The organism is Desulforhabdus amnigena (assembly GCF_027925305.1).
Taxonomy (GTDB): Bacteria; Desulfobacterota; Syntrophobacteria; order Syntrophobacterales; family Syntrophobacteraceae; genus Desulforhabdus; species Desulforhabdus amnigena.
In genome coordinates, this window is sequence record NZ_BSDR01000001.1 from 800,137 (window position 1) to 826,594 (window position 26,458).

Below are 26,458 nucleotides of genomic sequence, written 5' to 3' on the forward strand. Positions count from 1 at the left end.
CTTCAGATCAAGACCTTAGCTTGGATTTTGATCAAGTCACTGTAAATACGTGTAAAATGGCCGCTTCACATGCACCAGGTTGCGATGGCAATCGGTACATTTTTTCTCATAGCCGGGCAAAGGATATAGAACTGTGCGATGAGCCAGCATGGCGCCCCTTTTTCCCGGTATATACAAAATATTGCGGTGACACTTCTGGCACTGGTCATTCTTGATGTCCCGGTAGGCTTTCTCACGATTTACGGTGCGGTTGTATTGGTTCTGGTCTTCGGTAAAATGAGCAAAGACATCCTTAACCCCGTGCCAGGTTTTGGCGAAGAAAAAATCATAAGTATTGTGAGGAGCCGGAAGGTGGCAGTCCATACAATCGGCCACCACCCCATGAGAGTTGTTGGTGTGAGTGGAAACTTTCCAATCGTTGTAAGCCGGTTGTATTTCATGACAGCTGGCACAGAAATACGGTGTGGATGTTCTCACCATGGTGTAATAGGTCATGCTGAACAAGGGAAAAGCCAAAATAAGGCCGACAATCATCCAAAGCATTGGCTTGAAGATTTGTTTCACAGTCAGCTCCTTCAAACACGATGGCGATTTCCGCCAGTCAAAGGTGACATCTCAGCCCAGGTAGACTCTTGTTTGCTCTTATTGCTTATCGGATTTTGAATTAGATGAGATGGGTTTTTTTCACGTTTCGATCAGACGATGCTCGATCATAAGTGGCGTAATGGGCATCATAGCCATACGCCTCTCCCTTCCTTGACACTGAAACAGTCATCCTACAAGACCCGCGTCTCAGAACGAATTGGAGGTTCGACTATACAAAAAACGTGTGAATGAATCATTACATGGAAATGATGCGCATGTCAATTTAGACTCATCCATGCCAGCAATTCTCATTTTGAAAAACCTACACCCCCCTGCCCCCCCTCAAGGGGGGAATTCCCGGGGTAAAGTCCCCCTTACCTCGGTAAAGTCTCCCTTCCCTTTTACACTCTGTAAAAAAGTCTGACATGCTTTCATTGCAAATCTCTTTACGTAAAAGATTATAAATTAAAATATAATAGTATATTCAAATAATTAAGCATTTTTGAAACGTTGGTGCTTTTTGGCACAACCGTTGCCTAATCAAGGCACGTCTTGCTTAGGAGCAAACGCCGTGCAGTGCATTAAGGGGTATTCCAAGGAATGATGCCCAATGCCCGGCGGCGCATGCAGAAAGGTTGTGATTCTTAGTGAGGGTGAGGTTTTTGGATGGCGGTACAAAATCATTATCTAAAAGGAGGCTTATTAAATGAGTTGGCCAAGACAAGTTTTTGAGTTCCTGAAGGCTGCTTCGGTGGCGCATGCGAAGTGGGATATGGAAGTGTCCCTTTCTATTCTGCACAATAGAAAAAAGCTTCTTATCCTTCTCGCGATGGTGGCTCCAATTTTGGCAGTCACTTTCGTCGAAGCGGGTTCTTTCCTGGGAGGGAAAACGGCTTACGGTCCCGCTTTCTACTCGACCACTATCTTTCTGGTCTCCATGGCGGTGGGGCTGGCTGCCGGGTTGATCACGGGCTGCATCGGTGCAGGCGGCGGATTCATTATCACTCCGGCACTCATGGCTGCAGGCGTAAAAGGGATTCTGGCGGTCGGGACCGACCTTTTCCACATTTTTGCCAAAGCCATTATGGGAACCACGGTTCATAAAAAGCTCGGCAACGTCTCCACGAAGCTCGCCATAGCATTTCTCGTTGGGTCGGCTGGTGGAACCGTGATCGGTGGGGCCATCAACAAGGGACTCTACAATAAAGATCCCTTGCTGAGTGAAGCCTTCATCAGCATCGTTTATGCCATTCTGCTGGGATTTCTCGGTTTTTACGCTCTCATCGACTTCTTCAAATCCAGCAAGGGCGGAGCGGCTGCAGGCGGTGAGGCACACGGCGGTCCGGCTACCGGCACTCCTGCTTTGGCGACCAAGCTGCAAAAAATGCATCTTCCCCCCATGATCACCTTCGATGAGGACTTTGTCCCCGGCGGAAAACGCATTTCGGGTGTTATCATCGCCCTCGGCGGTGTTCTAGTGGGTATTCTGGCCGCCATCATGGGCGTTGGCGGCGGCTTCGTCACATTCCCCATGTTTGTCTATATCTTTGGCGTTTCCTCCATGACCACCGTGGGTACGGATATCCTTCAGATCATTTTCACGGCAGGGCTCGCCGCTATCGGGCAATACGCCATTTACGGTTACGTGTTTTATACTCTCGCCATCGGTATGCTTGTGGGCTCTTTGCTGGGTATCCAGATCGGGGCCCTCACCACCAAGGTGGTAAAAGGTATCCATATCCGCGGGTTTTATGCCGTTTCCATCATCGCCGGTTTCATCAACCGTGCGGCCACCCTCCCCAAGAAGTTCAACGAGCTGGAGGTGACGAATATTGCCAAACCCGTGGTCAATAACATCGAGTTTTTTGGGAATATTATCTTCTGGGTGGTTGTGGCCATCTTTGGATTGTGGATTTTTAGCAAATTCTTCGCCAACATCGGGAAGTTGAGAGAGGAGGAATAAACATGCTGGTAAGGCACCAGAAAACCTTCAATATGGGTATAGTGCTCGCCATTTCTTTTGCGGGAATCTTATTGATCATTTTTGCGCCGTTTTTCGGGAATGGAAGAAACGGGCTGGAGTTTTCCGATGATCTCTTCAATAAGTTGTCCAAGGGTTCATCGTATTTTATTCCTAAGCTGTCGGCAAATGTGGCCAAATATGACGGCACTTCATTTACTACGACGGTAAAACTCGACGATCCGAAAAATGTTGATAAAGTGTTGAAAATGTTCATCACGGCCGGGGCTCAGGTGGGCGCCGAAGGAACAATGCTGACCATAAGCGGTGACTTTGGGAAACTTTTGAGCAAGGTCCTTGCGGATTGCGACGCCATGTACCACAACGATGGTCAGAAGGTTTCCAGTCTCTACGGGCAGGATGAAAAAGAGGTCATGGCCTTGTGGTGGAACGTTTTGAACAGAATGGACAAGGAATTCAAAAAACAGAAGAAAATCGACGAGTCCAACACCATTGGTGATGTTCTGAGAAAGGGCATCGAACCGTCTTACAACTACTACGGCATTGAAGCTCAAAGTGTCGCCGATAAGGCTTTCACCATGGTTTTTCTGCTGATCTTTTACGTCGCATACACATTGTGGTGGGGATACGCCATCTTCTACATGTTTGACGGATTGGGACTCAGCATGAAGAAATCCAAGGTCAAAAAGGAAGTATAGGAGGCGAGAATGAAGGTTTTGGTACCTGTGGACGGCTCAGTCCATTCTCTGGAAGCTTTGAAGGTGGCATTAGATTTCGTGAAATTCAAAAACGCTGAAATCTCGGTCATCAGTGTGGTGCCTTTCATCGGTGGTATGGAAGACCATGAAATCTCCCCGGCGCGCAGGGAGAGAGCCATGGAAAATATTGGAAAACTCGCAGATGATGCGGTGAAGAAGGCCTGTGACTTGCTCAGTGCAGAAAATGTCGTTTCGTCTTGTACCCGGACGGTTGTGACCTCGGTGTCGGTGCCCGATGCCATTATCGAATTTGCGGAAACGGAGAAAATCGACCTTATCATCATGGGAAGCCGGGGACTCAGTTCTTCCACGCGATTCAAGATCGGCAGTGTGGCTTCCCAGGTGGTGAAATACTGTCCCTGTTCCATTTATCTGGTCAAGGGGCGGGTTGAAGGCTAGTATCGTGGGAATGAGGGTGATTCTTTGGGTCGCTCTTGTCTCAAAGTTCTTTTGAAAAATATGACAGCCCGGTAGAAATGATCAACCGTGAGGGCGATCGATCGGTCGCTCTCACGGGAACTCCAACGGAGGAGATCGATGAACGTCTTTGGGCCGAACAGAGAACCTTCGCCCGTTTGGTATATACTTTCCGCATTCTTGATGAGAGAGTGTGCCACCTCTTATGTGGGAAAGGCATGACTCCACCGATTCCCGCTGTTCAAGAAGATGATAAATATTCTATATTTTAACCTGATTTGACACCCCGTCACCTTGGAGCCGTCCTTGCCTGTTTCTGTTGCAGAATTTATCGAAGGTAAATAGGATGAAAAACGAATTTCTCATATTGATCGCTGACCGGAATAGGCATGTACGGGATTTTCTACGGCGGGAGCTTATGGAGGACGGGTATCGTGTTCAGGTGGCTAAAGACGGGCGGGAAGTGCAGACCATCATCGATGGAGAAAATCCCCCGGATCTTCTCATTTTGGACCTGGAAGTACCCTATGTGAGTGGATATGCCTTACTGGAAAAGCTCCAGAATCGTACTCCCCCTCTGCCGGTTGTGATCCATACTTTTCTTACGGAATACAACAGTCAATTGAATGGCCGGAAAATAGCCACCTTCGTTGAAAAAAGCGGTAAGACGGACTGCCTCAAAGCTGCTGTAATGGATATGCTGAAAGTATTCTATCCAAATCGTTTTGCTGGGGATTCATCTCAAAATCAGCGCTTCATGCATTGTAAAAAGGATGAAAAGTAAAGAATCATTGTACGGGAGAATGTTTTTTTAATATAAATAGCGCATATTCATATTCACAGGCATAGTTGCCTCTCCTGCTGCAACTTACCGCTGGAGAAAGACAGGATTATGGAAAACAGGCATTACTATAGAGTTTTGACCAGAAATATGGTCCTGATCCTGATTCTGATATCTTTTACCCCTCTTGTGCTCATAAGCGGGATTATCGGATATCAGTTCGAAACTTCCTATCGTCAGAAGGTCCTCGACCACCTCATCGAGCTTGTTCAGAAACACCAGCAGAACATCGACAGCTTTCTCAACGAAAAATTATCCTACATTCAAGTGCTCGTAAATTCCTATTCCCTCGAAGAGTTGAGCAACGAATCGTTTCTCAAACATAAGCTCTCCATCCTTCAACAAGGTTACGGTGGAGTATTCGTTGATCTGGGCCTGGTCAACGCAGAGGGGGTTCAGGTGGCTTATGCGGGAACCTTCAAGCTGGAAAAGGCAAACTATTCTCAGGCGGAATGGTTCAAAAGGGCCATGAAGAGCCATTATTTCATCAGTGACGTGTTTCTCGGTCTTCGGCGACAGCCTCACTTCATCGTTGCTGTCAAGCAGCAATGGGGAGGTAAAGACTGGATCGTACGGGCGACCATCGATTTTGAGGCGTTCAATTCACTGGTGGAAAGCATCCATATCGGAGAGACGGGATCGGCTTTCATTCTAAACCGGGAGGGGGAATTCCAGACAAAACCGCGTTTCGAACCTGCACCCAGCAAAGAGTATTTCTTGAAGGTTTTTGCAAGGGAGAGCAGCGCCGGTCTGGGTGCCCCACCTTTGGATATACAGACGGGTGCGGATGTGTTGCCCATGTTCGACAGGCATTCATCCTCTGAAAGTGGAAAAATGATGGAAAAGACTATTCTGGAAGGGGAAGTGAAATACCAGAATAAAAACTATATCTATATTATGACTTCCTTGAAGGGCGGGGAGTGGCTGCTGATCTATCAACAGAACGCTTCCGATGCTTTTTCCGAATTGTATGCAGCCAGAAAAATTTTCATTTTGATTTTCGTAGTGGGGGGGCTCGGTATTGTTTTCATGACCTTTATTCTGTCCCGAAAGATGGTGCGGTATATCGAGAGGGCGGACAAGGAAAAGGAGATGATGAACGAACAGGTGATCGAGGCGGGAAAGCTGGCTTCGGTGGGAGAGTTGGCTGCGGGTATCGCTCATGAGATCAATAATCCCGTAGCGGTGATGGTGGAAGAGGCCGGCTGGATGGAAGATTTACTGGAAGAGGAAGAGTTCAGGGGCAGTGAAAACCTTGATGAATTTCAGCGGGCTTTGAAGCAGATAAAGACTCAGGGGGCCCGGTGCAAGGAAATCACACACAAGCTTCTCAGCTTTGCCCGCAAGACCGATCCAAACATCAGGGAAGTGCAATTGAATGATCTCATCGAAGACATCATCGGCATCTCCGAACAGAAGGCCCGTTACAGCAATGTCAAAATCGAAAAGCATCTGGAAAAAGATCTGCCGCCCGTTTTTGCGTCTCCTTCCGAAATGCAGCAGGTCTTTTTAAATTTGATCAATAATGCCATCGATGCTATCGGAACGGGTGGGGGGAATATTTCCGTCACGAGCAGGGTCGCCGGGGATTACGTGATTGTAGATGTTGCGGATACGGGCAGTGGGATTCCTAAGGCCATGCTTGCCAGAATTTTTGATCCTTTTTTCACGACCAAGCCTGTGGGTAAAGGAACGGGCTTGGGCTTATCCATTTGTTATGGCATTGTGAAAAAAATGGGCGGCGAAATCAGTGTGAACAGTGCGGTGGGTCTGGGAACGACGTTTCATGTCCATGTCCCTATCCCCAAAGAGGGTGAAAGTGAATCAAGGCACCAACCAGAGTCTAAAACGGCGCGATAGAAATAGAAGGGGAACTCGATTATAATTAGGAGGGTTTTGAATGAATAATACGGTAGTGCTGCTGGTGGATGACGAAGTTCCTTTTGTGGAAACCATGACCAAACGTTTGAGCAAAAGAAACCTTACAGTGCTCAATGCTTTCAGTGGACCTGAAGGTCTGGATGTTCTGGAGAAGCATAGCAACGTGGATGTGGTGATTCTCGATGTCAAAATGCCCGGTATGGACGGCATCGAGACTCTGCGCGAAATCAAGAAGACGAATCCCCTGGTTGAGGTGGTGATGCTCACGGGGCATGCCACAGTGGAAACCGCCATTGAAGGCATGAAGCTCGGCGCTTTCGATTACCTCATGAAACCCTGTGACATTGAACAGCTTCTGTCCAAGGTTCAGGAAGCCAAGACCAAGAAGCGTAAACACGAGGAAAAGATCATTCAAGCACGTATCAAGGAAATCGCTTTGAGACGGGGCGATTAGGATTAGAGCGATGCCCGAGAGTGGTAAAGGCGCAAAAAGCCCGATTCGACTTCTTCTCGTGGACGACGAGAAAAGTTATGTGGATGTGCTGACGAAAAGGATGTCCAAACGAAATATATTGGTCACGGCTGCCCTCAGTGGATCCGAGGCCATACAGATCATGCGTAAAATGAGTTTTGACGTTGTCGTATTGGATCTTAAGATGGAGGATATGGACGGCATTGAAGTCTTGAAGATCTTCAAGATCATGGATCCGGAAATGCCTGTGATTATGCTGACCGGACACGGTTCAGAGACTGCAGCCCGAGAAGGGATACAGTTCGGCGCTTTCGATTATCTCACAAAGCCGTGTGATTTATCGGAGCTTATTGCGAAAATCAATGAAGCCTGCCACAGAGGAGAGGAAGTCGTTGACTGATTTTAATGTATTGCTCGTAGACGACGAGGCGGAATTTCTGGATACCCTTGTGAAGAGGCTGAAAAAACGGAATTTGAATGCCGTTGGGGTCCGGAGCGGTGAGGCTGCCCTTGAGATGCTGAAAGATTCGCCCATGGATGTGGTTGTGTTGGACGTCAAGATGCCCGGTATGGACGGCATTGAAACCTTAAGGCAGATAAAAAAAATCTGCCCTCTGGTGGAAGTGATCATGCTCACGGGGCATGCCAACATGGAAGTGGCGATTCAGGGAATGGAATTAGGGGCTTTCGATTATTTGATGAAACCAATGGAAATAGATGAACTCTTATACAAACTCCAGGATGCTTATAAAAAGAAATTGATCCACGAAAAAAAGATCAACAACATGAAGGAAGGATTGGGCTCAAGACGTTAAATGCACGCAGTCCTGCGGATAGGTGTGGGGTCTCCCACGTGAGGTGCTCCGTATGCTTTCCGATATCAACGCATGGTATTTCTTGGCAGAAGTAATCATCCCGCCCGTCGTGTTTTGAATTCCCCTTTTTGATGGGGGATTCAGAGGATGTGCTCCTGGCTTCACTTCTCCCTGTCCTCATCGAGGGGGGAATGAAATCTTTTGATAGGGTGAGAACTTTTGTCGTGCTGAACCAGATAGATACTTACCAAGATTTGTCTCCGTTACTTTTACTTTCTTAAAGGTTTCAGGTGCCGTCAACCGTCCAGGCTAAGGCAGAAGATTGTGCTGTTCTCCCCCTATGGCATAATGTATTCGATCCACGGGGGAGAAGTTTCTTTGCTCACCAGGTTTCCAGTCTTTACCCTTCGTCCGATCCCGAGGGAAGAACATGGCTAAGTTTATTGATTTCCTAAAAAAAATTTCAAAAGTTGGGCGTAAGGGAAAGATGTCGAGCGCGGAGGTCGAAGAACTTCGAGCTGCGTTCAAAGCCCGTTATCACAACTTCCAATTGCTCTTGAGCGCCAATAACAAGACGCTGGAGCTCATGTCCGAAATGGAGCAGGCCCTGAGGGGAAACCAGCCCTTCGGTATGTCTTTCATCAGGGCCAACTGTACGGCGATCTCCGTCAATGTTTTCCGCATCATTCAAAACCTGGATCAACTTGCACCGGGAAAATATCAAAATCTTTATGAACGGTTCAGAATCATTCAGGAGCAGATCAATAACGTTCTCTCTCAGAAAAGGGAAACCATAGGAGAAGACCTCGTACTGCCTTTTGCTTCGATCGACAAGCATATGGCGGATCAGGTGGGCAGGAAGATGGCCAATGTGGGGGAAGTGAAAAACCGGCTGCACCTGCGAGTTCCCAGCGGGTTTGTCATATCATCACTGGGATACAGGAAGTTTTACGAGCACAATGATCTGCAGGCAGAGATCGACCGCAGATTGCAGGCGTCCACAGTAGAACAACTGGATCAACTGTATGCGTTGAGTGCCGATATTCAGCAGCTCATCATTCGGTCCGAGGTCCCCGAAGAGCTTCAAACTGCTATCATGGATGCGTACAGGGACTTGGAAAACGAGGCCGGTCCCGGATGCAAAGTTTCCATGAGGAGTAGTGCTTTGGGGGAGGATGCCGCTGGAACTTCTTTTGCCGGTCAATACCGGTCCCAATTGAATGTGAGTGCGGACAATCTCATTCAGGCCTATAAGGAAATCGTCGCCAGCAAATACAGCCTTCAGGCCATCAGCTATCGCCTGAACCGGGGGATTCTGGACGAAGACATCGCCATGTGTGTGGGGTGTATGGTGATGATCAATGCTGTGGCCGGCGGAGTGATCTACTCGCGCAATCCATTGAATATACGGGATGATTCTATTTTTATAAACTCAGTTTGGGGATTGCCCAAATCCGTGGTGGACGGCAGTGTCGCTTCGGATCTTTTCGTGGTATCAAGAGAGGAGCCGCTCAAAATTATCAGGCGCGACATCAAGGAAAAAGAATACAAGTTTGTCTGCTACCCGGAAGAGGGCGTCTGCCGTATGGATGTGACGGGGGAAAAACATACACTTCCGTCCCTCGATGATGATCAGGTAATGCAGCTTGCGGATATGGCTTTGAAACTGGAGGACTATTATGGTTCTCCCCAGGATATTGAATGGGCTATCGATCAGAATGGTTCCATTTTTGTGCTGCAGTGCCGCCCATTGGTACAGTCGGGAGGCGAAGAGGAACGCTTTCAGAAAGCAGGAGAATCGGCGGCGGCAGAAGGAGAGGTGCTTTTGGAGGGTGGCGCAACGGCAAGCCCTGGTGTGGCATATGGGCCGGTCTTTGTGGTCAAGAAAAACAGCGATACGCTGCAATTTCCGATGGGTGCGGTTTTGGTGACTCCGCAGGCATTGCCCAGGGTGGCGGCGCTTCTCAATCGGGCCGTGGCGGTTGTCACGGAACAGGGGAGTGTGGCCGGCCATTTGGCGAATGTGGCCAGGGAGTTCGGTGTTCCGGCTCTTTTCGGGATGAAGGACGCGACGGAAGTACTCAAAAATGATGAATATGTAACGGTGGATGCGGACGGGTTGAGAGTCTACAAAGGCCGGATCGAACCCCTTCTGGAAAAGGCCCCCCCGAAAAAGAATCTCATGGAAGGAAGTCAGGTCTACGATATTCTGAAAGATGTCATGCAATACATTACACCTCTGAACCTCCTCGACCCGGATTCGTTGGATTTCAGACCGAGAAATTGCCTGACCTTTCATGATATTACCCGTTTTTCTCACGAAAAATCCGTAAAGGAGATGTTCAACTTCGGCAGTGAACATCATTTTTCTGAACGGGCCAGCAAACAATTGTTTGTGGATGTGCCCATGCAATGGTGGGTGATCAATTTGGACGACGGATTCAAAGAGGACATCGAGGGAAAGTTCGTCATGTTGGACAACATCGTGAGCATCCCCATGCTGGCCCTTTGGGAAGGGATCAACGCTGTTCCCTGGGCGGGGCCCCCGCCGGTGGATACCAAGGGATTCATGTCCGTGTTGTGGGAGGCTACGACCAATCCGGCCCTGGATCCTTCCATGGATTCGCCTTATATCAACCGGAACTATTTTATGATTTCCAGGAATTTCCTCAGCCTCAATTCCAGGTTCGGCTTTCATTTTTCTACTATAGAAGCATTGGTGGGAGAGCGGCCTCACGAAAATTACATCAGTTTTCAACTCAAAGGTGGAGCGGCAGACTTTCAGAGACGGTTGCGGCGCGCTCTCTTTGTGGGAAGCATTCTCGAGGAGTTCGGCTTCCGCGCCGAAGTGAAAGAAGACGGGGTGTTTGCGCGGCTCGAAGGATATGATGAAGAATATATGAAGGAAAAGTTGAAAATTCTTGGGTATATGATCATGCATACACGGCAGTTGGATATGGTTATGTCCAATGACGCCTCCTACTATCATCACAGGACGAAAATAATGAACGATCTCCACAATGTGGTCATCCCCGGTCCCTCGCAAAAGCGGGACGGTAGCGCAAACGCCCGTTAAGCCGAAGCATACAGATCTTCAAATTTTTCCTCCTGTACCCTTTCCCTTGTTTAGCAATCCTGTACTCACTTCGAATCAATTCCTGAACCCTTGGATGGACGGAAGGGAGACGACCATGGGCATTCATAATCTCGACAAGATCTTTCATCCCGAGGCAGTTGCCGTTGTTGGAGCCAGCCCCAGAATCGGAACAGTTGGTTATGCCTTCGTGGACAATCTGCTGAAAGGAGGTTTCAAGGGGAAGATTTTTCCGGTCAATCCTCATCACGTGGAAATATTGGGACTGAAAGCGTATCCCTCCCTCGCGGACATTCATCAACCGGTGGATCTTGCCATCGTTAGCACTCCCATCCATACAGCTCCGGCCATTATTCAGGAGTGCGCCGACGTGAACATCATGGGGGCCATAATTGTCTCCGCGGGCGGCAAAGAAGCGGGGGCGGAGGGGCGGGAAATTGAATCCAGGATCAAGACCGTGGCCGACAAGGCAGGGATCCGCATTGTGGGACCCAATTGTCTGGGAGTGGTGAGCGCCGAAAGCAAACTCAATGCCACTTTCGCCAGCCATATGCCTCTGCCCGGCAAGCTCGCTTTCATTTCTCAAAGCGGGGCCATCTGCACCGCCATTCTGGATCTTTCCCTGAAAGAGAAGAACGGCTTCAGCTATTTCGTGAGCATCGGAAGCATGCTGGACGTGGATTTTGGGGACTTGGTCAATTACCTGGGCAATGACAACAACGTGAGCAGTATCGTTTTGTATATAGAAAGCCTGACCCATTTTCGAAAATTCATGAGTGCGGCTCGAGCGGTTTCCAGGATCAAACCCATTGTGGTGCTCAAAGCGGGGAGATCTGCCGCCGGGGCACGTGCCGCCGCCTCTCACACGGGAGCGCTGGCCGGATCGGACGCCGTCTATGACGCTGCCTTTGTTCGTGCGGGGATCGTTCGCGTGAACAACATCGAGGAACTGTTCGACTGTGCCGAACTGATGGCCAAACAACCTCGCCCCCAAGGTTCCGGCATGGCCATCATCACCAATGCCGGCGGGCCGGGAGTGATGGCTGCCGACGCTCTTGCCTCGTACGGCATGGAACCAGTGACCTTGTCGTCCGATACCATGCAAAAATTGAACAGCATCCTTCCTCCATATTGGAGCCGGGGAAATCCCATTGATATTCTTGGAGATGCTTCTCCCGACAGGTATCGTAAAGTGCTGGAAGTCTGTATTGCTTCTCCTGAAATTCGGACCCTCCTGATCATCATGACTCCACAGTCCATGAGTGACCCGACAGGAGTTGCGGAATCCCTGAGTGAACTTTTAAGAGGAAAAGGGCTTTCCGTCTTCACGGTATGGATGGGGGGACTGGATATGGAAAAAGGACGGAGCATCTTCAATGCAGCGGGTATCCCCACCTATGATACGCCGGAGCGGGCCATAAGAGCCTTTCAATACATGTGTGCCTACGCGCGGAATATGGAAATGCTGCAACAGATTCCCCAAAAACTTCCTGAAGAACCCGAGTTCGATCAGACATCAGCGCGGACCATCATTACTGAAGCTCTCGAGCAAGATCACCATCTCCTTACGGAGGTGGAATCCAAGGCGCTTCTGTCGGCTTACGGCATCCCGGTGAATCCGACGAAAGTTGCGATATCGGCTGAAGAAGCCGTGAGGATTGCGCGTGAAATGGGGTATCCTGTCGTGATGAAGATCCATTCCCGTGATATTACCCACAAGTCGGATGCCAAGGGAGTCCAGCTCAATCTCAAATACGATGAGGATATACGGGAGGCATATGCCGCCATCATGACCCATGCGGCGGAATATAACCCGCAGGCCGAGCTCCTCGGAGTGACTGTGCAAACCATGCTTCAGCGGCAGGACTATGAGTTGATCCTGGGGAGTAAGAAAGATGCGGATTTCGGGCCCGTCATTCTCTTTGGAATGGGCGGAATCATGACGGAAGTCCTCAAGGACCAGGCAATCGCCCTCCCTCCCTTGAATCGACTGCTGGCCCGAAGGCTCATGGAAAGCACACGAGTCTACAACCTGCTCAAGGGATACAGAAATCGACCGCCTGCCAATCTGGATCTGCTCGATGAAATCCTTGTGCGGCTCTCTCAACTCGTGATCGATTTTCCGGAAATCACCGAACTCGATATCAATCCTCTCCTTATCACGGAAAACGGCGCCTGTGCGGTAGATGCCCGGGTTTGCGTGGAGCCCTCTTCGGTGCCGTCTCCCATGCATCTCGTTATCAGTCCCTATCCCAGTCAATATGAGACAAGTACTGTACTGAAAAATGGAGAAACCATCCTGATCCGTCCCATCAAGCCGGAAGATGCTCCACTGCTTATGGATCTTTTCAATAGTCTCTCTTCGAAAACCATCTATTTTCGGTTTTTCAGGCCCCTTAAATCCCTCGCCAGGGAAATGCTGGTCAGGTTCACTCAAATCGACTATGACCGGGACATCGTTTTTGTGGCCTTGCATCGCAGGGACGGTGATGAACGGATTCTCGGGGTAGTCCGTCTCATGGGTGACCCGGATGTCACCAAAGCTGAATTTGCTGTTGTGGTGAGCGATTCCTGGCAGGGGAAGGGGGTAGGAGCTGCACTGCTCCAGCAAAGCATATCCGTGGCCAAGGAACATGGTCTGAAGTTTATCTGGGGTCACGTTCTGCCTGAAAACACAAACATGCTTGCACTCGGTCGTAAACTGGGCTTTATTGTGAAAAGAATTCCCGGAAGTTCCAACTATGAGCTCAGAATAGACCTATCTAAAACGTGAGCAATGGAAAGATATGAGATGGAAAGGGTTGCTTGGTGATATCGTTTTATAAAAAATCACATTCAACCCCAGGATGATGGATGGGAATTGTCGTTGCAAGAGAGGGAAGAAAGCCGGCAGTGAATATCCTTTGTGGAGGATGCTATGGCGAACTCAAAGCGAAAAAGAATATTGGTGGCAGTGGATGAATCACAACAGGCGTTGGATGCGGTTCGTTATGTGAGTCGAACGGTGTCACCCGAAGAGACCGAGGTGGTTTTATTTCATGTGGTAACCAGGGTTCCTGAATCTTTTTGGGATACGGAAAAAGAACCTGGCTATCAGTACCGCATTATCAGCATCACCGAGTGGGAAAAACAGCAGGAGCAGTTGATCAAAGAGTTTATGGAGAATGCAAACAACATCCTTCTGGATGCGGGTTTTCCGCAAGAAGCGGTGGTTGTGAACATTCACGACAGACAGGCTGGCATTGCAAGGGATATTCTCACAGAATCCCTCAACAATTATAACGCCGTCGTTGTAGGGCGCAGAGGGGTAAGTGAGCTGAAGGATTTGGTTTTGGGCAGTATCGCCACCAAGCTCGTGGAAAAAATCGCTCATGTTCCCCTATGGGTAGTGGGTGGAAGACCCGGGTGCGACAAAATCCTTCTATGTATGGATAACTCTGAGGGTGCCATGCGAGCTGTGGATTATGTGGCGGAAATCATGGATGGTCGTCCGAATCTGGAGGTGACCCTTTTCCATGCCATGCGGGGCTTAAATGTTTTCCAGGAGGTTTTTGGAAAATCCTTTGGATCGGAAAAAGAGAAAGAGTGGCGTGCCGAGATGGAGAGGGAACTGGAAGAGGCGGAAAAAGCTCTGAAATCTGTTTTTGAAGAAGCCGGCAACCGGCTGCAGAAGGCAGGCCTGGATGCTTCCAGAATCCGTCAAATGATCGTGAAAGGGGTAACCAGCCGTGCCGGAGCCATTTTGGAGGAAGCGAAACGTGGAGAAATCGGCACAATAGTTATTGGCAGAAGAGGACTATCCAAGGTAAAAGAATTCTTCATGGGGCGCGTGAGCAATAAGGTAATACAGATGGCGCGGGAAAAAACTGTTTGGATTGTCAGTTGACCAGCAAATGTTCCGGGTGGGGAGAGATCTACTGGATTTTGGGAGGGGACGGCATATGAAGAAACTGGAAAGGCTTTTGAATCGAATTATAGACCGCGTGAATGTAAATTTGCGAGAACCCGCTTTCGATGTAGGGCCTTACGTTCGCGGGTTGATACCCTGGGAGAAATTTGTCCGGTTTTACGCGTTTTACGGCCTAACCCTTGAGCATCCCCTCCATTTCCATTTTCATCATTCCAGTCTGGCCGGCAGTTATTTTCTGGGAAAGTGCATTGTCGACAATGCAGTTCTTTATAAAAGCGATATCCGTGGAGACGAACTTAAAAGCCGTGGAGATGTGTTTCGTTACCGGGGACTTGATATTCCACTCCACGATGACGAAGTGATTCGGATCAAGGACAGTTTCCTGGTAAAAAACCTGGTTCATAACAACTCTCATGATCCGGAGAGTCCCGAGGAATTTCTAATCCAGAATACGGTGGCTTTGCAGTATGCCAATATTCATGGGTCCCCTGTTGAAGGAAGCTTTTTGGGTCCCTTCGCCACTGTGGATCTTACTACGGTACATGACTGTGTTATTGGAAAATATGCTTACGTCCAAACGGGTGAGGTGACTCACCGTTATGTGGAAGACGGGCAGATCTGGATTCATGCGGATAATGCTTTCAATTTCAACTTTCATTTTCATCCCGACGACCTGAACCGTTACGTCCATCTGGTGCCTGGGGAAGTTCCCACGGGCATATTCATGGATTTTCTGGAGGAACGTAAAAGGGATTTCATCAGTGCTTTTGAGTCGGTGGAGTTGAAACCCAACATTGTTGTACCCGAGGGAGCTTCGGTCAGCCGCTATGCCGTGATCAAGGGAAATACCTCCATCGGTGAAAATGTTCTGGTGGCTCAGAGGGCCTATCTGGAAAACGCCTGTTTAGGCAAGGGTTCGAATGCTCAGGAAAATTGCTACATCATCAATTCCCGCCTCGAAGGTTTCAATATCACGGCGCACGGAGGCAAGGTCATCCATGCCAGGTTGGGCAAAAAGGTGTTCGTGGGTTTCAATGCCTTTCTTCAGGGCAAACCCGATTGTTCCCTCTCCATAGGGGAAGGAAGCATCGTCATGCCCCACACCATCATTGACCTGAAGGAGAGCCTGGATATTCCTCCAGGCCAACTCGTTTGGGGTTACATCACGAACAAGAAAGACTTGAGCCGTCACAGTATTTCCCTGGAAGAGTTGTCGCGTTCGGAAGGTGAGATAGTCATCGGAGCCATGATTTTTCAAGGAAACGGAGGTGATTTTGTGAACGCCTTCCAGAAGCGCATTGAACATATTCTTGAGGCAAACGGGGCCTACTATGCCAAGGCGACAGGTAACCGTGGGCATGCTCAGTATGTTCAAAGTATTTCTTTCAACATCATACAGCCTTATCTCGAGGGAGATCTGGGGGGGATGTACCCGACCATCGATATCTGTCCCTGATAGAACGAAAAAAAATGGATAACCGTTCACCGCTGGGGGTGAACGGTTATCCAAAATGCATTCTATTTTTGTATCAGGGATCGCAGTATCCTCAGGTTTTCCTTATCCTCCTTCATATTTTTTCCCTTGGGCGTTTCGAGAACCATCGGATGCCCTTTAAATCGGGGATCGTTCAAAAGCAGTCTGAAACCTTCCAGTCCCACTTCACCCTTGCCGATGTGTTCGTGCCGGTCCACATTGGATCCCAGTCCCTTTTTGCTGTCATTCAAATGGAAAAATTTCAGATGCTCAAGTCCGATGGTCTTATCAAAAAGAGAAAAGGTTTTCTGAAAAGATTCAGGAATTCGAATATCGTAACCAGCAGCAAAAGTATGGCAGGTATCATAACAGACTCCCAAATGAGCCTTGAACCGTGAAATGTGCAGGATGGTTGCAATTTCCTCAAAGGTAGAGCCCAAATTGGTTCCCTGTCCGGCAGTAGTTTCTATGAGTATCATGACGTCGGAGACATCCGAAAGGGCGATAGCCCGATCGAGGTTCCGGACGAATCGTTTGAGGCCTTCTTCCACTCCTTGTCCCACATGGGAACCCGGATGCATGATGAGATGCTGAATGCCGAGCAGGGAGGCTCGTTGCAGTTCGTCAACGAAGGCGTTTATCGACTTTTCAAGTTTTTCGGGTTCTGCAGATGCGAGATTGATAAGGTACGTGTCATGAGCGGCTATGGGCATAAATCCCGATTCCTTATGGCGATCTCTAAAGAGTTCGACAGCTTCTGGCTCAATGGGGAGGGCGTGCCACTGTCTTTCATTTTTAGTGAATATCTGAAGCGCCTCTCCCCCTACTTCCTTGATTCGGTCGAAAGCCAAGTGTAACCCGCCTGCGATGGACATATGAGCACCCAGCAGTGGCATGTAATTCCTTCCTCTTTGATAGATACAAAAATCTTGCACTCTTTTCGAAATCCGTTTTCTTGGCAAATACCAGTGGCTATGCTATAGGAATGCCTGACTGTTTACCCTCATTTGTGGACCCGCAGATTATGCAGATTCTGCAAAAAAGAGAAAAGATCCGTTTGTTGAACTTTTTCCATTTTCTGCGTGTTCTCCGTCCTCTGTAGTCAATGATTATATCCATCTATTTGGAGGGGACTTTATAAGTATGCGCATTTCAAAGCATTTGTCGCCATCCATTTATCCCATCCTCGGTTTTCTATCCCTCATTTTGCTGGGAACTGTCGTGCTCGAAGCAATTCCTTTACGGCGCGGCAGCCATCTTCCCTTGATCGATTCCCTCTTCATGGTGACCTCGGCCGTATGTGTAACAGGCCTTTCCGTCATAGATATCGGAAAGGAATTCACCGTGTGGGGACAGGTCACCATCATGCTCCTCATTCAAATGGGGGGGCTCGGAATCATGACCTTTTCAACCGTGCTCCTTCTGGTGCTTGGCAGATCCATTTCCTTTCGTTCGCGATTTGTCGTGCAGGATATTTTTACCCACAGCCCTCAAGCGGATCTATACGTTCTCCTGAGGAGGGTCATCCTGTTTACCTTCTCTTTTGAAGCTGCCGGTTCCTTTCTGCTGTTTTCCCGCTTTCATCAACAGTTTGACTCTCTTAAAGCATGGTACTATGCTGTTTTTCATTCCATCAGTGCATTCTGCAATGCGGGATTCAGCCTTTTTCCCGATTCCTTCATGGGCTACAGGGATGATGCTCTGGTGAATTTGACCATCATGGCATTGATCGTTTTCGGGGGGATAGGATTCATGGTCATGCACGAACTGGTCCGTGCCGCTGAGCAGGGAAAATCGAGACGGCAATACTGGATCCGACTTTCCCTTCACACCAAGATGGTACTATGCATGACCGCCACTTTGCTGGTCGGAGGTACGATTTTCTTTCTGGTGAGCGAATGGTCGACCACTTTGAAGGAACTTCCATTTTCAACAAAACTCCTGGCCTCCTTCTTCCAGTCGGTCACGCCGCGCACCGCCGGCTTCAATACGTTGGACTATGCATCCATGATCAACATCACCTTGCTCGGCACGGTGATGTTGATGTTTATCGGTGCTTCTCCCGGTTCGACGGGAGGTGGAATCAAGACCAGCACCCTGGGGGTCTTGTTGGCTCTCAGTCGCGCTAGGCTGAAAGGGTCCGCGGATCATGTCCATGCATTCAAGCGATCCATTGTACCTACCACCGTCAACCGTGCCTTCGGTATATTTGTCATCTCTGTCGCCATCGTTCTCATCGGTACGGCATGCATGCTGATTTCACAAGTAGGAAGCATACCGCATAAGGAGAGTTCCGGCCAATTCATGGAACTTTTTTTTGAAACGACTTCAGCGTTTGGAACTGTCGGATTGAGTCTGGGGATTACCCCTGGCCTGACGGGATGGAGTAAATTCATTTTGGTGCTCATGATGTTTACGGGACGTTTGGGGCCTCTCGTCATTGCCATGGCCATTCAGGCGGAGGAGAGCAAGGGGAGATTTTACTACGCGCAAGAACCCATCATGATCGGTTGAGGTTGTGAAATGCGCCAGATCGCCATCATCGGACTCGGCAATTTTGGATATTACCTGGGGCGCGAGCTTTACAGCAAAGGATATGACGTCATAGGTCTCGATAGCCAACAGGAAGCGGTTCAAAAGGCCAAGAACGAAATCAGCGAAGCTGTTTTAGCGGATGGGACAGATAGGGATACACTGCTGGCCTTGGGCATTCCCCAGGTGGACCTGGCGGTAGTCACCATCGGGACCAATATGCTCGCCAGCATCATGACGACCTTTCACCTGAAGGAAATGGGGGTCAAGCGTGTCTATGCCAAAGCCCTCAGCGAGGAGCACGGACAGGTGCTCATGCGCATGGGGGCCGACGAGATTCTGTTTCCGGAAAAGGATCTCGCCTGTTCTTTAGCACGCAGAATAGAAAACCCCAATCTCCTGGAATACCTGCCTTCCATCCAGGACTATGGAATCTTCGAAGTGAGCAATCCGAAAGGGCTCATGGGAAAATCCCTGCGGGACCTCGATATGATCAATAGGTACGGGATTCAGGTCATTGCCATCCGTGAGGGGGAGGACAAGCGCCTGGCTTTCATTCCGAAAGCGGACTATGTTATCAAAGCAAACGACGTGATGATTCTGCTGGGTTCCAACCAATCCATGGATGAATTTTTGGAGGAAATAGAATACGAACAAAAATGATGAAATCGCATCAATTTTGAGCTTCTTTTCATATAGATAAAAAGGAGATACTTTTTATGATTGAACGTTATACCCGCCCTGAGATGGGGCGAATTTGGACTATCGAAAACAAATATCGAAAGTGGCTGGATGTGGAAATTGCGGTTTGCGAAGCCCTTTCAGAGGCGGGAAACATTCCGGCTGACGATCTGAAAGACATTAAGGAAAAAGCGGCTTTTGATGTCAAGAGGATCGAGGAAATCGAACAGGAAACTCATCACGACGTGATTGCATTTCTGACGAACGTGGCAGAACATGTAGGGCCGGCTTCCAGGCATATTCACGAGGGACTGACCTCCTCTGATGTCCTCGATACGTCCATGGCTTTGCTTTTGAAGGAAGCTGCGGATCTTCTCCTGGAAGATATGGACAGACTCTTGGCCGTTCTCAAAAGAAGGGCTTATGAATGGAAAGATACCGTGATGATTGGGCGGTCTCATGGCATTCACGCCGAGCCCATCACTTTCGGACTCAAGTTTGCTCTCTGGTATTCTGAAATGGTGCGGAATCGTGAGCGCATGGAGCATGCCAGGGAATCGATTCGAGTGGGTAAAATTTCCGGAGCTGTGGGAACTTATGCCAATATTGATCCAGCCATCGAAAAGAAGGTCTGTCATGCATTGGGATTGAAACCTGCCCCCATCAGTACGCAAATCATACAGCGTGACCGTTATGCAGAATTTTTTTCCACCCTGGCGATCATCGGTTGCTCCATTGAAAAGATAGCTGTTGAAATCCGTCACCTGCAGCGCACGGAAGTTCGTGAAGTTGAAGAATTCTTTGCTGCAGGTCAAAAGGGTTCTTCCGCCATGCCCCACAAACGCAATCCCATCGCTTCCGAAAACTTGGCCGGTCTTGCCCGCGTCCTTCGCGGAAACGCTCTGGCGGCCATGGAAAATGTGGCTCTCTGGCATGAACGGGATATCAGCCATTCGTCAGTTGAACGAATCATCGCCCCCGATTCCACAATTCTTTTGGACTATATGCTGGCACGGCTTACCAGAGTGCTCGATAAGCTGGTAGCGTACCCGGAAAACATGCAAAAAAACCTCGAACTGACCGGGTCGCTCTTCTTTTCTCAACAGGTGATGCTTGCCTTGACCCGTAAAGGACTCACCCGTGAAGATGCGTACAAAATGGTACAAAGAAATGCCATGACCGTTTGGAAGGAAGGCGGCCAATTGAACGATCAATTGAAGAAGGATAGCGACGTCATGCGGTACCTTGGTTCCGAGGAAATCGACGGTATATTCGACCTTCGTTACCATTTGAAACATGTGGACACGATTTTTCAAAAGGTATTTGAAGCGGAGTAGGGGCGGCGCAGAAAAAGGATGTCCACTCATGGCTTATGGGGCGGGCACCATGGGGGGCTTCATTGACTGGAATGATTATTGCCATCCGATTTCGTTTGAGGGTTGATCGCTTACCTGGAAAAGTTTATGCTGTAAAATTCCGATGATGAAGCGAAACGGATGCAGTTGTGTCCGTCTGGAAGAAAATCCCAACCTGTGAGCAATCCCAAATGAGCAGTAAGTCCATCAGCAAGGTCTCTCGACTTCCCGAACTTCTCGCGCCAGCCGGCCATGTGGAAGCTTTTCATGCCGCATTGGAAAGCGGTGCGGATGCCGTCTATCTTGGTCTGAAACAACTGAGTGCGAGAGCCTCTGCCACGAATTTTTCGCTGGAAGAACTTTCTACCCTTGTTCCCTATGCGCACAAACGGAACGTTTCTGTCTATGTAGCTTTGAACAGTGTCATGGCTGCACCGCAGTTTCCTGCCATAATGGATTCCATACAGTCCATGGCGGATATCCATGTGGATGCTCTGATCGTTCAGGATGCTGGAATTTTCTATCTGGTGCGCAAGTTCTTTCCGCATCTCAAGCTCCATGCAAGCACGCTCATGGCCATTCACAACAGCGCTGGAGTTCACCAGTTGGAGAAGATGGGTGCGGAGCGGGTTGTCCTGGCCCGCGAACTGAGTTTGGATGAAATCCGCCAAATCAGTGTCTCAACCCGGGCCGAGCTGGAAATATTCGTCCATGGGGCTCTCTGTTATTCATACTCCGGGCTTTGTCTGGCGAGCAGCTATCGGGGAGGGCACGGGGGATTGCAGGGACGCTGTGTGCAACCCTGCCGTCTGCGTTTCAAGCAGGGACGCAAAGAGGGTTTCTTCCTCTCCTGCAATGACGTGTGTGCTCTCCCCCTCGTTCCGGAACTCAAGAAGTTGAGGATTGCATCCTTTAAAATAGAAGGGCGCATGAAAGGAGCCGACTATATCGGGCAAGTCGTCAAGGCCTATCGTCTTGTTCTGGATGCACCTCCCGAGCGGCAAAAGGACGCTTTGGCAGAAGCCCAGCAGTATCTTCTGCAATCTCCCTCAAGACGCCTGACGACTGGTTTTTTTGACAAGAATTTCAATGCAGAAATCCTCACGCCTCATCGTTCGGGTTCGAGCGGCCTTTGGGTGGGAACCGTAAAAACTGTTCAGGATAATAAAGCGGCTGTTCTGCTGCGCCACGACTTGGAACTAGGAGATCGAGTGCGTCCAGAATCCTCCGAGGGCAAGGAAAAGCGTGCTTTTTCCGTCAGGGAAATCTTTGCTCAGAACGGAAGCCCTTTAAAAAACGCCCGCTCTGGTGAACGTGTCCTTTTGCCCATGCAAAGCGATCTTTTGCCTGGCGAGCGCCTCTTTAAAGTGGGAAGCCGCTCTCAATCCATTCCTGGTCTATGGCAAAAGATTCGAAACGAAATACCGGAAAATGTGCCATTCCATAAGAAATTCAATGAACGTGAGCGCATATTTGAAGATTGGCCGGTGATGCAGTTCAATCCTCGAAGGGCTGAAGAGACGGTCATTCTCAAAATCGGTTCGGTGGGAAACCTTTCCGAAGCCTTTCAATCTCCTGCAGGTTGGGTGATGCTTACAGCCACTCGGGCCAACCTGGAAAAAATGGCCAGGCAGCGCCTCATTCCAGCGCAAAAACAGCGTTTCGTGTGGTCACTCCCTGTCCTCCTCAGCGAGAAAGACATAGAATATTATCGACCTGCGGTTCGTTGGTTTTGCGATAAAGGGTTTAGTTCCTGGGAAATCAATAACTGGGCGCACCTGGATCTGTTCGAAGGCAGGAGAAATCTGAATCTTTTTGCGGGAAGCCGTTTCAACATCAGAAATCTAGCGGCTATGGCGGCATTGGGAGAGGCCGGCTGTCAATGGACGGAGCTTTCCATCGAAATCACACGTGAAGAACTTCAGCTCCTGAGTCACGGACCATTCAGCACTCTTCCCATCGTCACATTGTATTCATGGCCCCCCCTATTCACTTCACGCTTGTCTCCCAAGCTCCAGGAAGACAAGCCGCTTCTCTCACCTCGCAAGGATATTTACAGCTTTCGAAAGAAAGGTCCGCATTCTTTCATCTACGCCGAAAAACCTATGAACTGGTTTGGGCAGATTCCCGTTCTCCAATCCTACGGATTTCGCTATTTCCTGATCGATCTCAGTGAAGGCCCGCACAACCAGGCGAAAGAATTGGAAAGGCTGTTCAGCGGTTTCAAAAGATGCAGGGCCGATGAGCCTTTTTCCCTGTTCAATTTTGAGCGAAAACCCTGAGTGCTGATCTATAAGCCCTAAAAACAAAAACCCGGGGCAATTGAACAACCCGGGTTGCATAGAACTCTCAAGGTTTATCCGCTTCAAAAGCGGCGTGAAAATTCACCAAATTTCAACTCTTCAACTTCGTATTCTCGGTATAACGTTCCTTTTTCCATCGGGTTTTCCAGCTTGCGCATTCACTACAACTCTAGAAGCTGAAAAAGAAGCTAAAACCTGGAAAGACGAAAGGATAGAATGGATATACAGGAGCGTAATAATCAACATATGATCTGTAGTAAGGACGGTAGTATGAACGGTAATAGGGTCGATAGTAGGGTCGATAGTAATAATATCCGTAGGAACGGGATCCAGGATATCGTCCATAATAATGACGTTTGTAGTTGCCATGATAATACCTGGAGCGGTCACCCCCGTAGTACCCATGAGAATGGGGTCTGCTGTAACTGGACTGGTAGGAACGGTTTGGGCTTCGATCCCTGTAAGAACCTCTTTCAGCGAGAGCAGTAGTAGAAGTCGCCACCAGCATCAAAATGGCGAAAACCGACAACACTTTTTTAATTTTGTTGGCCTTCATGGTTGTCACCTCGCGCACAATCTGTTGATTCTAACTCGGTTATGCTGAATCTCGCCAGGGGGTCTTCTCTATCTATCTCCGTTTCAAACCGAAGAATTTCTCTTTCAATACAGATGAAAGAAGAACTCGTAAAACCCTCTCGTACATAACCTTTAATAATTTAATCATTCTCAAAAAAAATTAAAGAGGCTTCTTATCGGACTCCAACCCGTTCAAGAAGTTCAAGAGAGGATGATGATTTTGCCGCGATGTGTTAATGAATGAGGCGGCGATACATTGCCGCGACGGCAAGGGGGAAGCAGATCATGCTGAAGATGGCGAGATAGGCGACATCCCAGAGAAGATCCATTTTCACCATACCCAGGGAGAAATATCGAGTCAGCCGCACCAAATGAGTCAGGGGAAAAATGATGGCCATCTTCTGTGCCCAATAAGGAAGGTTTTCCAGAGGGAAAAAAGTGCCGCTGAAAAGGAACATTGGAGTGATAAACAGGAAAATAGGAAGGTTGTAAGTGTCGATGCTGGGGACGATTCCTGTAAAAAGCATTCCGATGGAGCCAAACGCCAGTCCGCCCAAGAATGCGAGAGGAAGAATCAGGAGACCATATGGGAATTGGACCAGGCCAAAAAGGCTGACCACTCCGAACATGATGCCTGTGGCGATTACCGATTTGGTCGCTCCCCAGACGATTTCTCCGGTGATGACTTCCTCCATGGAAAGGGGGGTAGCCATCATGGCATCGAATGTCTTCTGATAATACATCCTCACGAAGGAGGCGTAAGTATTTTCAAAAAAAGCGTTGTACATGATCGTGACCGCCAGCAAGGACGGAGCGATAAATCGGATATAGGACAGTGCATACCCCTCAAATGAAATCTTTTCTATAAAAGAGCTCAGACCAAATCCAAAGGCCAGTAGATAGAAAACAGGCTCGAAGAGGGGCGGAAGGAAATTGATCAGCCAGATCTTCCTGTAAACGATCAAGTTGCGATTCCAAACCCGCATGAAGCGGCGAGATATGTTGAATGGCATCGACACCTTCATTCACGAAGCTCCCTTCCCGTTAATCTCAAGAAAACGTCCTCCAAGGTTGCCATTCTCTGAATGCACTTTTCCTTGCAGTATCGATTGCCGATTTTTTCAAAAATCCGATCATCCGGTTGACCATAAATGATCAAGCGATGCTCGAGATCATCGTGCATGAGATGTTGGGATTGTATGAAGGTGCGCAGTTCCTGAGAGGGTTCCGTGATTTCTACCACATCCCGTCCGGCATATTCTCGAATCAATTGAGAAGGTTTACCCTGAACAAGGATTTTTCCGTGATCCATGATGATGAGGCGGTCGCAGAGGCGTGAAGCTTCATCCATGTTATGGGTGGTGAGTAGAATGGAAAGCCCCTTCGACCTGAGTTCCTCCAATCGTTCCCACACCTGGTGGCGGGATTGTGGATCCAGGGCTGTTGTAGGTTCATCGAGTATGAGGAGTTCCGGGTCGTTGATGAGTGCTCTGGCGAGAATAAGGCGACGCAGCATGCCTCCGGAAAGACTGGTGACCGTATCGTCTTTTCGGTGGTTGAGGGCCATGTATTCAAGGAGTTGCAGAGCCTTCTCTTTGGCGGTCTTCCTCGGTATATCAAAATAACGGGCGAAGACCTCCAGGTTCTGTAAAACGGTCAAATCCGGGTCCGGATTGTTTTCCTGCTGGCATACTCCGATACTGAAGCGGATGGCTCGCCATTGAGTCCGCATGTTCAGTCCGAATATATGGAGACTTCCTCCAGTCAAGGGTGAAAAACCATAAATCATGCGAACGGTGGATGTCTTCCCTGCGCCGTTGGGTCCAAGCAATCCAAGACATTCCCCATGCACGAGGTGAAAAGAAATGTCGTCCACCGCTACAAAATCACCAAAACTTTTCCTGAGATTGCGGGCCTCGATAATGTATCTGGGCGATCCTCCCATAGAATCCTTGTCCTGACGGGTGCCATCCATTCATAGGCTGTCCGGCGCCCATACCAAAAAGTTTCCATTCGGTTTTTCAATATCCTGGAAACGAGGATGAGCGCCACCAAAGCCTTTTGCCAAGCAGGCATGGAAGTGATGTTTTAAAGATCCTTTTTCCAGATCGAAATTGATTGTGCGAACGGAAGTAATATATTGCCTGCAGTCGTAATCTGGCAAATCTATTTTTCAGGCTTTAATTCTGAGATGTTTGTAGAGGGAAAACGGCTTCATAGCTACAGTGGCGCTCTTTAACCAGAGAGGTTTTTATTCGGAAACGACTTCCTAAAAAAAACCCGGCTCAAGCCACCTCACTCCGCCTGACCCGGGTTCGAAGGCAAATTTATATATACAGTTATTTTTTGCTCTCCTCACAGGGAACACAATATCCCCTTTCGTCGATGCATTCTTCACAATAAGACCGGTGGCACATGCGGCATTCAGCCACAGCCGATTCCCGGTCAAAATTCTCTCCGCAAGCCGAACAACTGAATTTTTCCTCTGCCATTGTGTTTCACCTCGTTGGAGAACCCGGTGGAGTTCTACATTTTTACTGTATGGTATCTCTTGATACATCATGAAAGCCCAAAGCCCATCGAACCCAGCTCTTTAATGGTTGTCTTGGCTTCCTCGACTGTTTTACCAAGCTTCCAAGGGCCCATGAAACATTCCAACTGCATTTTCCATCCTTCATCATCGTGAAAAACATCGGCCTCAGTACAAGAGACCCCGCATCCCTCTTCCCCGATGACGTCCATTAATGTTTCCCTGATTTCCTGTACATCGCTCATTTTCATCC

The 26,458-nt window shown here is 48.9% G+C and carries 22 protein-coding genes; 16 read left to right on the plus strand and 6 right to left on the minus strand.

What is annotated here, in order from left to right:
- Window positions 1–36 precede the first annotated feature (36 nt).
- The gene (locus QMG16_RS03565; protein WP_281792298.1) at window positions 37–564 is read right to left on the minus strand and encodes a NapC/NirT family cytochrome c; all 528 of its coding nucleotides are present in this window, start codon (window positions 562–564) and stop codon (window positions 37–39) included.
- Between the two features lie 727 nt (window positions 565–1,291).
- Here QMG16_RS03565 and QMG16_RS03570 point away from each other — a divergent pair.
- The 12 genes from QMG16_RS03570 (at window position 1,292) to QMG16_RS03625 (ending at window position 16,210) form a co-directional block, all read left to right on the plus strand.
- Window positions 1,292–2,548: a sulfite exporter TauE/SafE family protein gene (locus tag QMG16_RS03570; RefSeq protein WP_281792299.1), complete on the plus strand. Its 1,257-nt coding sequence runs from the start codon at window positions 1,292–1,294 to the stop codon at window positions 2,546–2,548.
- 2 nt (window positions 2,549–2,550) lie between these two features.
- Window positions 2,551–3,264, plus strand: a complete 714-nt coding sequence (locus QMG16_RS03575; protein ID WP_281792300.1) for a hypothetical protein — start codon at window positions 2,551–2,553, stop codon at window positions 3,262–3,264.
- Window positions 3,265–3,273: 9 nt separating this feature from the next.
- Window positions 3,274–3,723, plus strand: coding sequence for a universal stress protein (locus QMG16_RS03580; RefSeq protein WP_281792301.1), 450 nt, complete (start codon window positions 3,274–3,276; stop codon window positions 3,721–3,723).
- A gap of 364 nt (window positions 3,724–4,087) precedes the next feature.
- Entirely contained in the window at window positions 4,088–4,525 is a 438-nt protein-coding gene (locus tag QMG16_RS03585) for a response regulator (protein ID WP_281792302.1), read from the plus strand.
- Window positions 4,526–4,633: 108 nt separating this feature from the next.
- The gene (locus tag QMG16_RS03590) at window positions 4,634–6,442 is read left to right on the plus strand and encodes a sensor histidine kinase (RefSeq protein ID WP_281792303.1); all 1,809 of its coding nucleotides are present in this window, start codon (window positions 4,634–4,636) and stop codon (window positions 6,440–6,442) included.
- Window positions 6,443–6,482: 40 nt separating this feature from the next.
- A complete protein-coding gene (locus QMG16_RS03595) occupies window positions 6,483–6,917 on the plus strand; it encodes a response regulator (RefSeq protein ID WP_281792304.1) in 435 nt (144 codons plus the stop codon).
- Window positions 6,918–6,927: 10 nt separating this feature from the next.
- A complete protein-coding gene (locus QMG16_RS03600; RefSeq protein ID WP_281792305.1) occupies window positions 6,928–7,335 on the plus strand; it encodes a response regulator in 408 nt (135 codons plus the stop codon).
- The gene (locus QMG16_RS03605; protein ID WP_281792306.1) at window positions 7,328–7,750 is read left to right on the plus strand and encodes a response regulator; all 423 of its coding nucleotides are present in this window, start codon (window positions 7,328–7,330) and stop codon (window positions 7,748–7,750) included. The genes QMG16_RS03600 and QMG16_RS03605 overlap by 8 nt, the downstream gene beginning before the upstream one ends.
- A 487-nt stretch (window positions 7,751–8,237) precedes the next feature.
- Window positions 8,238–10,826, plus strand: coding sequence for a PEP/pyruvate-binding domain-containing protein (locus QMG16_RS03610; RefSeq protein ID WP_281792307.1), 2,589 nt, complete (start codon window positions 8,238–8,240; stop codon window positions 10,824–10,826).
- Window positions 10,827–10,941: 115 nt separating this feature from the next.
- Window positions 10,942–13,617, plus strand: a complete 2,676-nt coding sequence (locus QMG16_RS03615; RefSeq protein ID WP_281792308.1) for a bifunctional acetate--CoA ligase family protein/GNAT family N-acetyltransferase — start codon at window positions 10,942–10,944, stop codon at window positions 13,615–13,617.
- A 144-nt stretch (window positions 13,618–13,761) separates the two neighbouring features.
- Entirely contained in the window at window positions 13,762–14,730 is a 969-nt protein-coding gene (locus QMG16_RS03620) for a universal stress protein (protein ID WP_281792309.1), read from the plus strand.
- 55 nt (window positions 14,731–14,785) lie between these two features.
- A complete protein-coding gene (locus tag QMG16_RS03625; protein WP_281792310.1) occupies window positions 14,786–16,210 on the plus strand; it encodes a hypothetical protein in 1,425 nt (474 codons plus the stop codon).
- A gap of 62 nt (window positions 16,211–16,272) precedes the next feature.
- On the opposite strand, the gene QMG16_RS03630 is transcribed toward QMG16_RS03625, so the two are convergent.
- Window positions 16,273–17,124, minus strand: a complete 852-nt coding sequence (locus QMG16_RS03630) for a deoxyribonuclease IV (RefSeq protein ID WP_281792311.1) — start codon at window positions 17,122–17,124, stop codon at window positions 16,273–16,275.
- Window positions 17,125–17,371: 247 nt separating this feature from the next.
- Here QMG16_RS03630 and QMG16_RS03635 point away from each other — a divergent pair, with 247 nt between their 5' ends.
- The 4 genes from QMG16_RS03635 to QMG16_RS03650 all read left to right on the plus strand — a co-directional run bounded on the left by QMG16_RS03635 (window position 17,372) and on the right by QMG16_RS03650 (window position 23,078).
- A complete protein-coding gene (locus QMG16_RS03635) occupies window positions 17,372–18,742 on the plus strand; it encodes a TrkH family potassium uptake protein (RefSeq protein ID WP_281792312.1) in 1,371 nt (456 codons plus the stop codon).
- Between the two features lie 9 nt (window positions 18,743–18,751).
- Window positions 18,752–19,423, plus strand: a complete 672-nt coding sequence (locus tag QMG16_RS03640) for a potassium channel family protein (RefSeq protein ID WP_281792313.1) — start codon at window positions 18,752–18,754, stop codon at window positions 19,421–19,423.
- A gap of 56 nt (window positions 19,424–19,479) precedes the next feature.
- Window positions 19,480–20,778, plus strand: coding sequence for an adenylosuccinate lyase (gene purB / locus QMG16_RS03645; protein WP_281792314.1), 1,299 nt, complete (start codon window positions 19,480–19,482; stop codon window positions 20,776–20,778).
- A 209-nt stretch (window positions 20,779–20,987) separates the two neighbouring features.
- The gene (locus tag QMG16_RS03650) at window positions 20,988–23,078 is read left to right on the plus strand and encodes a peptidase U32 family protein (protein ID WP_281792315.1); all 2,091 of its coding nucleotides are present in this window, start codon (window positions 20,988–20,990) and stop codon (window positions 23,076–23,078) included.
- 190 nt (window positions 23,079–23,268) lie between these two features.
- Here QMG16_RS03650 and QMG16_RS03655 read toward each other — a convergent pair whose 3' ends face one another.
- From QMG16_RS03655 to QMG16_RS03670, 4 genes are all read right to left on the minus strand, one after another.
- A complete protein-coding gene (locus tag QMG16_RS03655) occupies window positions 23,269–23,655 on the minus strand; it encodes a hypothetical protein (RefSeq protein WP_281792316.1) in 387 nt (128 codons plus the stop codon).
- A 253-nt stretch (window positions 23,656–23,908) separates the two neighbouring features.
- Window positions 23,909–24,688, minus strand: coding sequence for an ABC transporter permease (locus tag QMG16_RS03660; protein ID WP_281792317.1), 780 nt, complete (start codon window positions 24,686–24,688; stop codon window positions 23,909–23,911).
- 8 nt (window positions 24,689–24,696) lie between these two features.
- On the minus strand, window positions 24,697–25,650 hold the full coding sequence (locus tag QMG16_RS03665) for an ABC transporter ATP-binding protein (protein ID WP_281792318.1): 954 nt from the start codon (window positions 25,648–25,650) through the stop codon (window positions 24,697–24,699).
- Between the two features lie 584 nt (window positions 25,651–26,234).
- Window positions 26,235–26,456, minus strand: a complete 222-nt coding sequence (locus tag QMG16_RS03670; protein ID WP_281792319.1) for a hypothetical protein — start codon at window positions 26,454–26,456, stop codon at window positions 26,235–26,237.
- Window positions 26,457–26,458: the final 2 nt, after the last annotated feature.

Bases quoted from the DNA above. Each gene is read 5' to 3' on its own strand.
- QMG16_RS03640 (WP_281792313.1), top strand. From the start codon at position 18,752: ATGCGCCAGATCGCCATCATCGGACTCGGCAATTTTGGATATTACCTG.
- QMG16_RS03590 (WP_281792303.1), top strand. From the start codon at position 4,634: ATGGAAAACAGGCATTACTATAGAGTTTTGACCAGAAATATGGTCCTG.
- QMG16_RS03600 (WP_281792305.1), top strand. From the start codon at position 6,928: ATGCCCGAGAGTGGTAAAGGCGCAAAAAGCCCGATTCGACTTCTTCTC.
- QMG16_RS03655 (WP_281792316.1), bottom strand. From the start codon at position 23,655: ATGAAGGCCAACAAAATTAAAAAAGTGTTGTCGGTTTTCGCCATTTTG.
- QMG16_RS03635 (WP_281792312.1), top strand. From the start codon at position 17,372: ATGCGCATTTCAAAGCATTTGTCGCCATCCATTTATCCCATCCTCGGT.
- QMG16_RS03625 (WP_281792310.1), top strand. From the start codon at position 14,786: ATGAAGAAACTGGAAAGGCTTTTGAATCGAATTATAGACCGCGTGAAT.
- QMG16_RS03585 (WP_281792302.1), top strand. From the start codon at position 4,088: ATGAAAAACGAATTTCTCATATTGATCGCTGACCGGAATAGGCATGTA.
- QMG16_RS03595 (WP_281792304.1), top strand. From the start codon at position 6,483: ATGAATAATACGGTAGTGCTGCTGGTGGATGACGAAGTTCCTTTTGTG.
- QMG16_RS03575 (WP_281792300.1), top strand. From the start codon at position 2,551: ATGCTGGTAAGGCACCAGAAAACCTTCAATATGGGTATAGTGCTCGCC.
- QMG16_RS03610 (WP_281792307.1), top strand. From the start codon at position 8,238: ATGTCGAGCGCGGAGGTCGAAGAACTTCGAGCTGCGTTCAAAGCCCGT.
- QMG16_RS03615 (WP_281792308.1), top strand. From the start codon at position 10,942: ATGGGCATTCATAATCTCGACAAGATCTTTCATCCCGAGGCAGTTGCC.
- QMG16_RS03665 (WP_281792318.1), bottom strand. From the start codon at position 25,650: ATGGATGGCACCCGTCAGGACAAGGATTCTATGGGAGGATCGCCCAGA.
- QMG16_RS03570 (WP_281792299.1), top strand. From the start codon at position 1,292: ATGAGTTGGCCAAGACAAGTTTTTGAGTTCCTGAAGGCTGCTTCGGTG.
- QMG16_RS03660 (WP_281792317.1), bottom strand. From the start codon at position 24,688: ATGCCATTCAACATATCTCGCCGCTTCATGCGGGTTTGGAATCGCAAC.
- QMG16_RS03580 (WP_281792301.1), top strand. From the start codon at position 3,274: ATGAAGGTTTTGGTACCTGTGGACGGCTCAGTCCATTCTCTGGAAGCT.
- purB (WP_281792314.1), top strand. From the start codon at position 19,480: ATGATTGAACGTTATACCCGCCCTGAGATGGGGCGAATTTGGACTATC.
- QMG16_RS03630 (WP_281792311.1), bottom strand. From the start codon at position 17,124: ATGCCACTGCTGGGTGCTCATATGTCCATCGCAGGCGGGTTACACTTG.
- QMG16_RS03620 (WP_281792309.1), top strand. From the start codon at position 13,762: ATGGCGAACTCAAAGCGAAAAAGAATATTGGTGGCAGTGGATGAATCA.
- QMG16_RS03650 (WP_281792315.1), top strand. From the start codon at position 20,988: ATGAGCAGTAAGTCCATCAGCAAGGTCTCTCGACTTCCCGAACTTCTC.
- QMG16_RS03670 (WP_281792319.1), bottom strand. From the start codon at position 26,456: ATGAAAATGAGCGATGTACAGGAAATCAGGGAAACATTAATGGACGTC.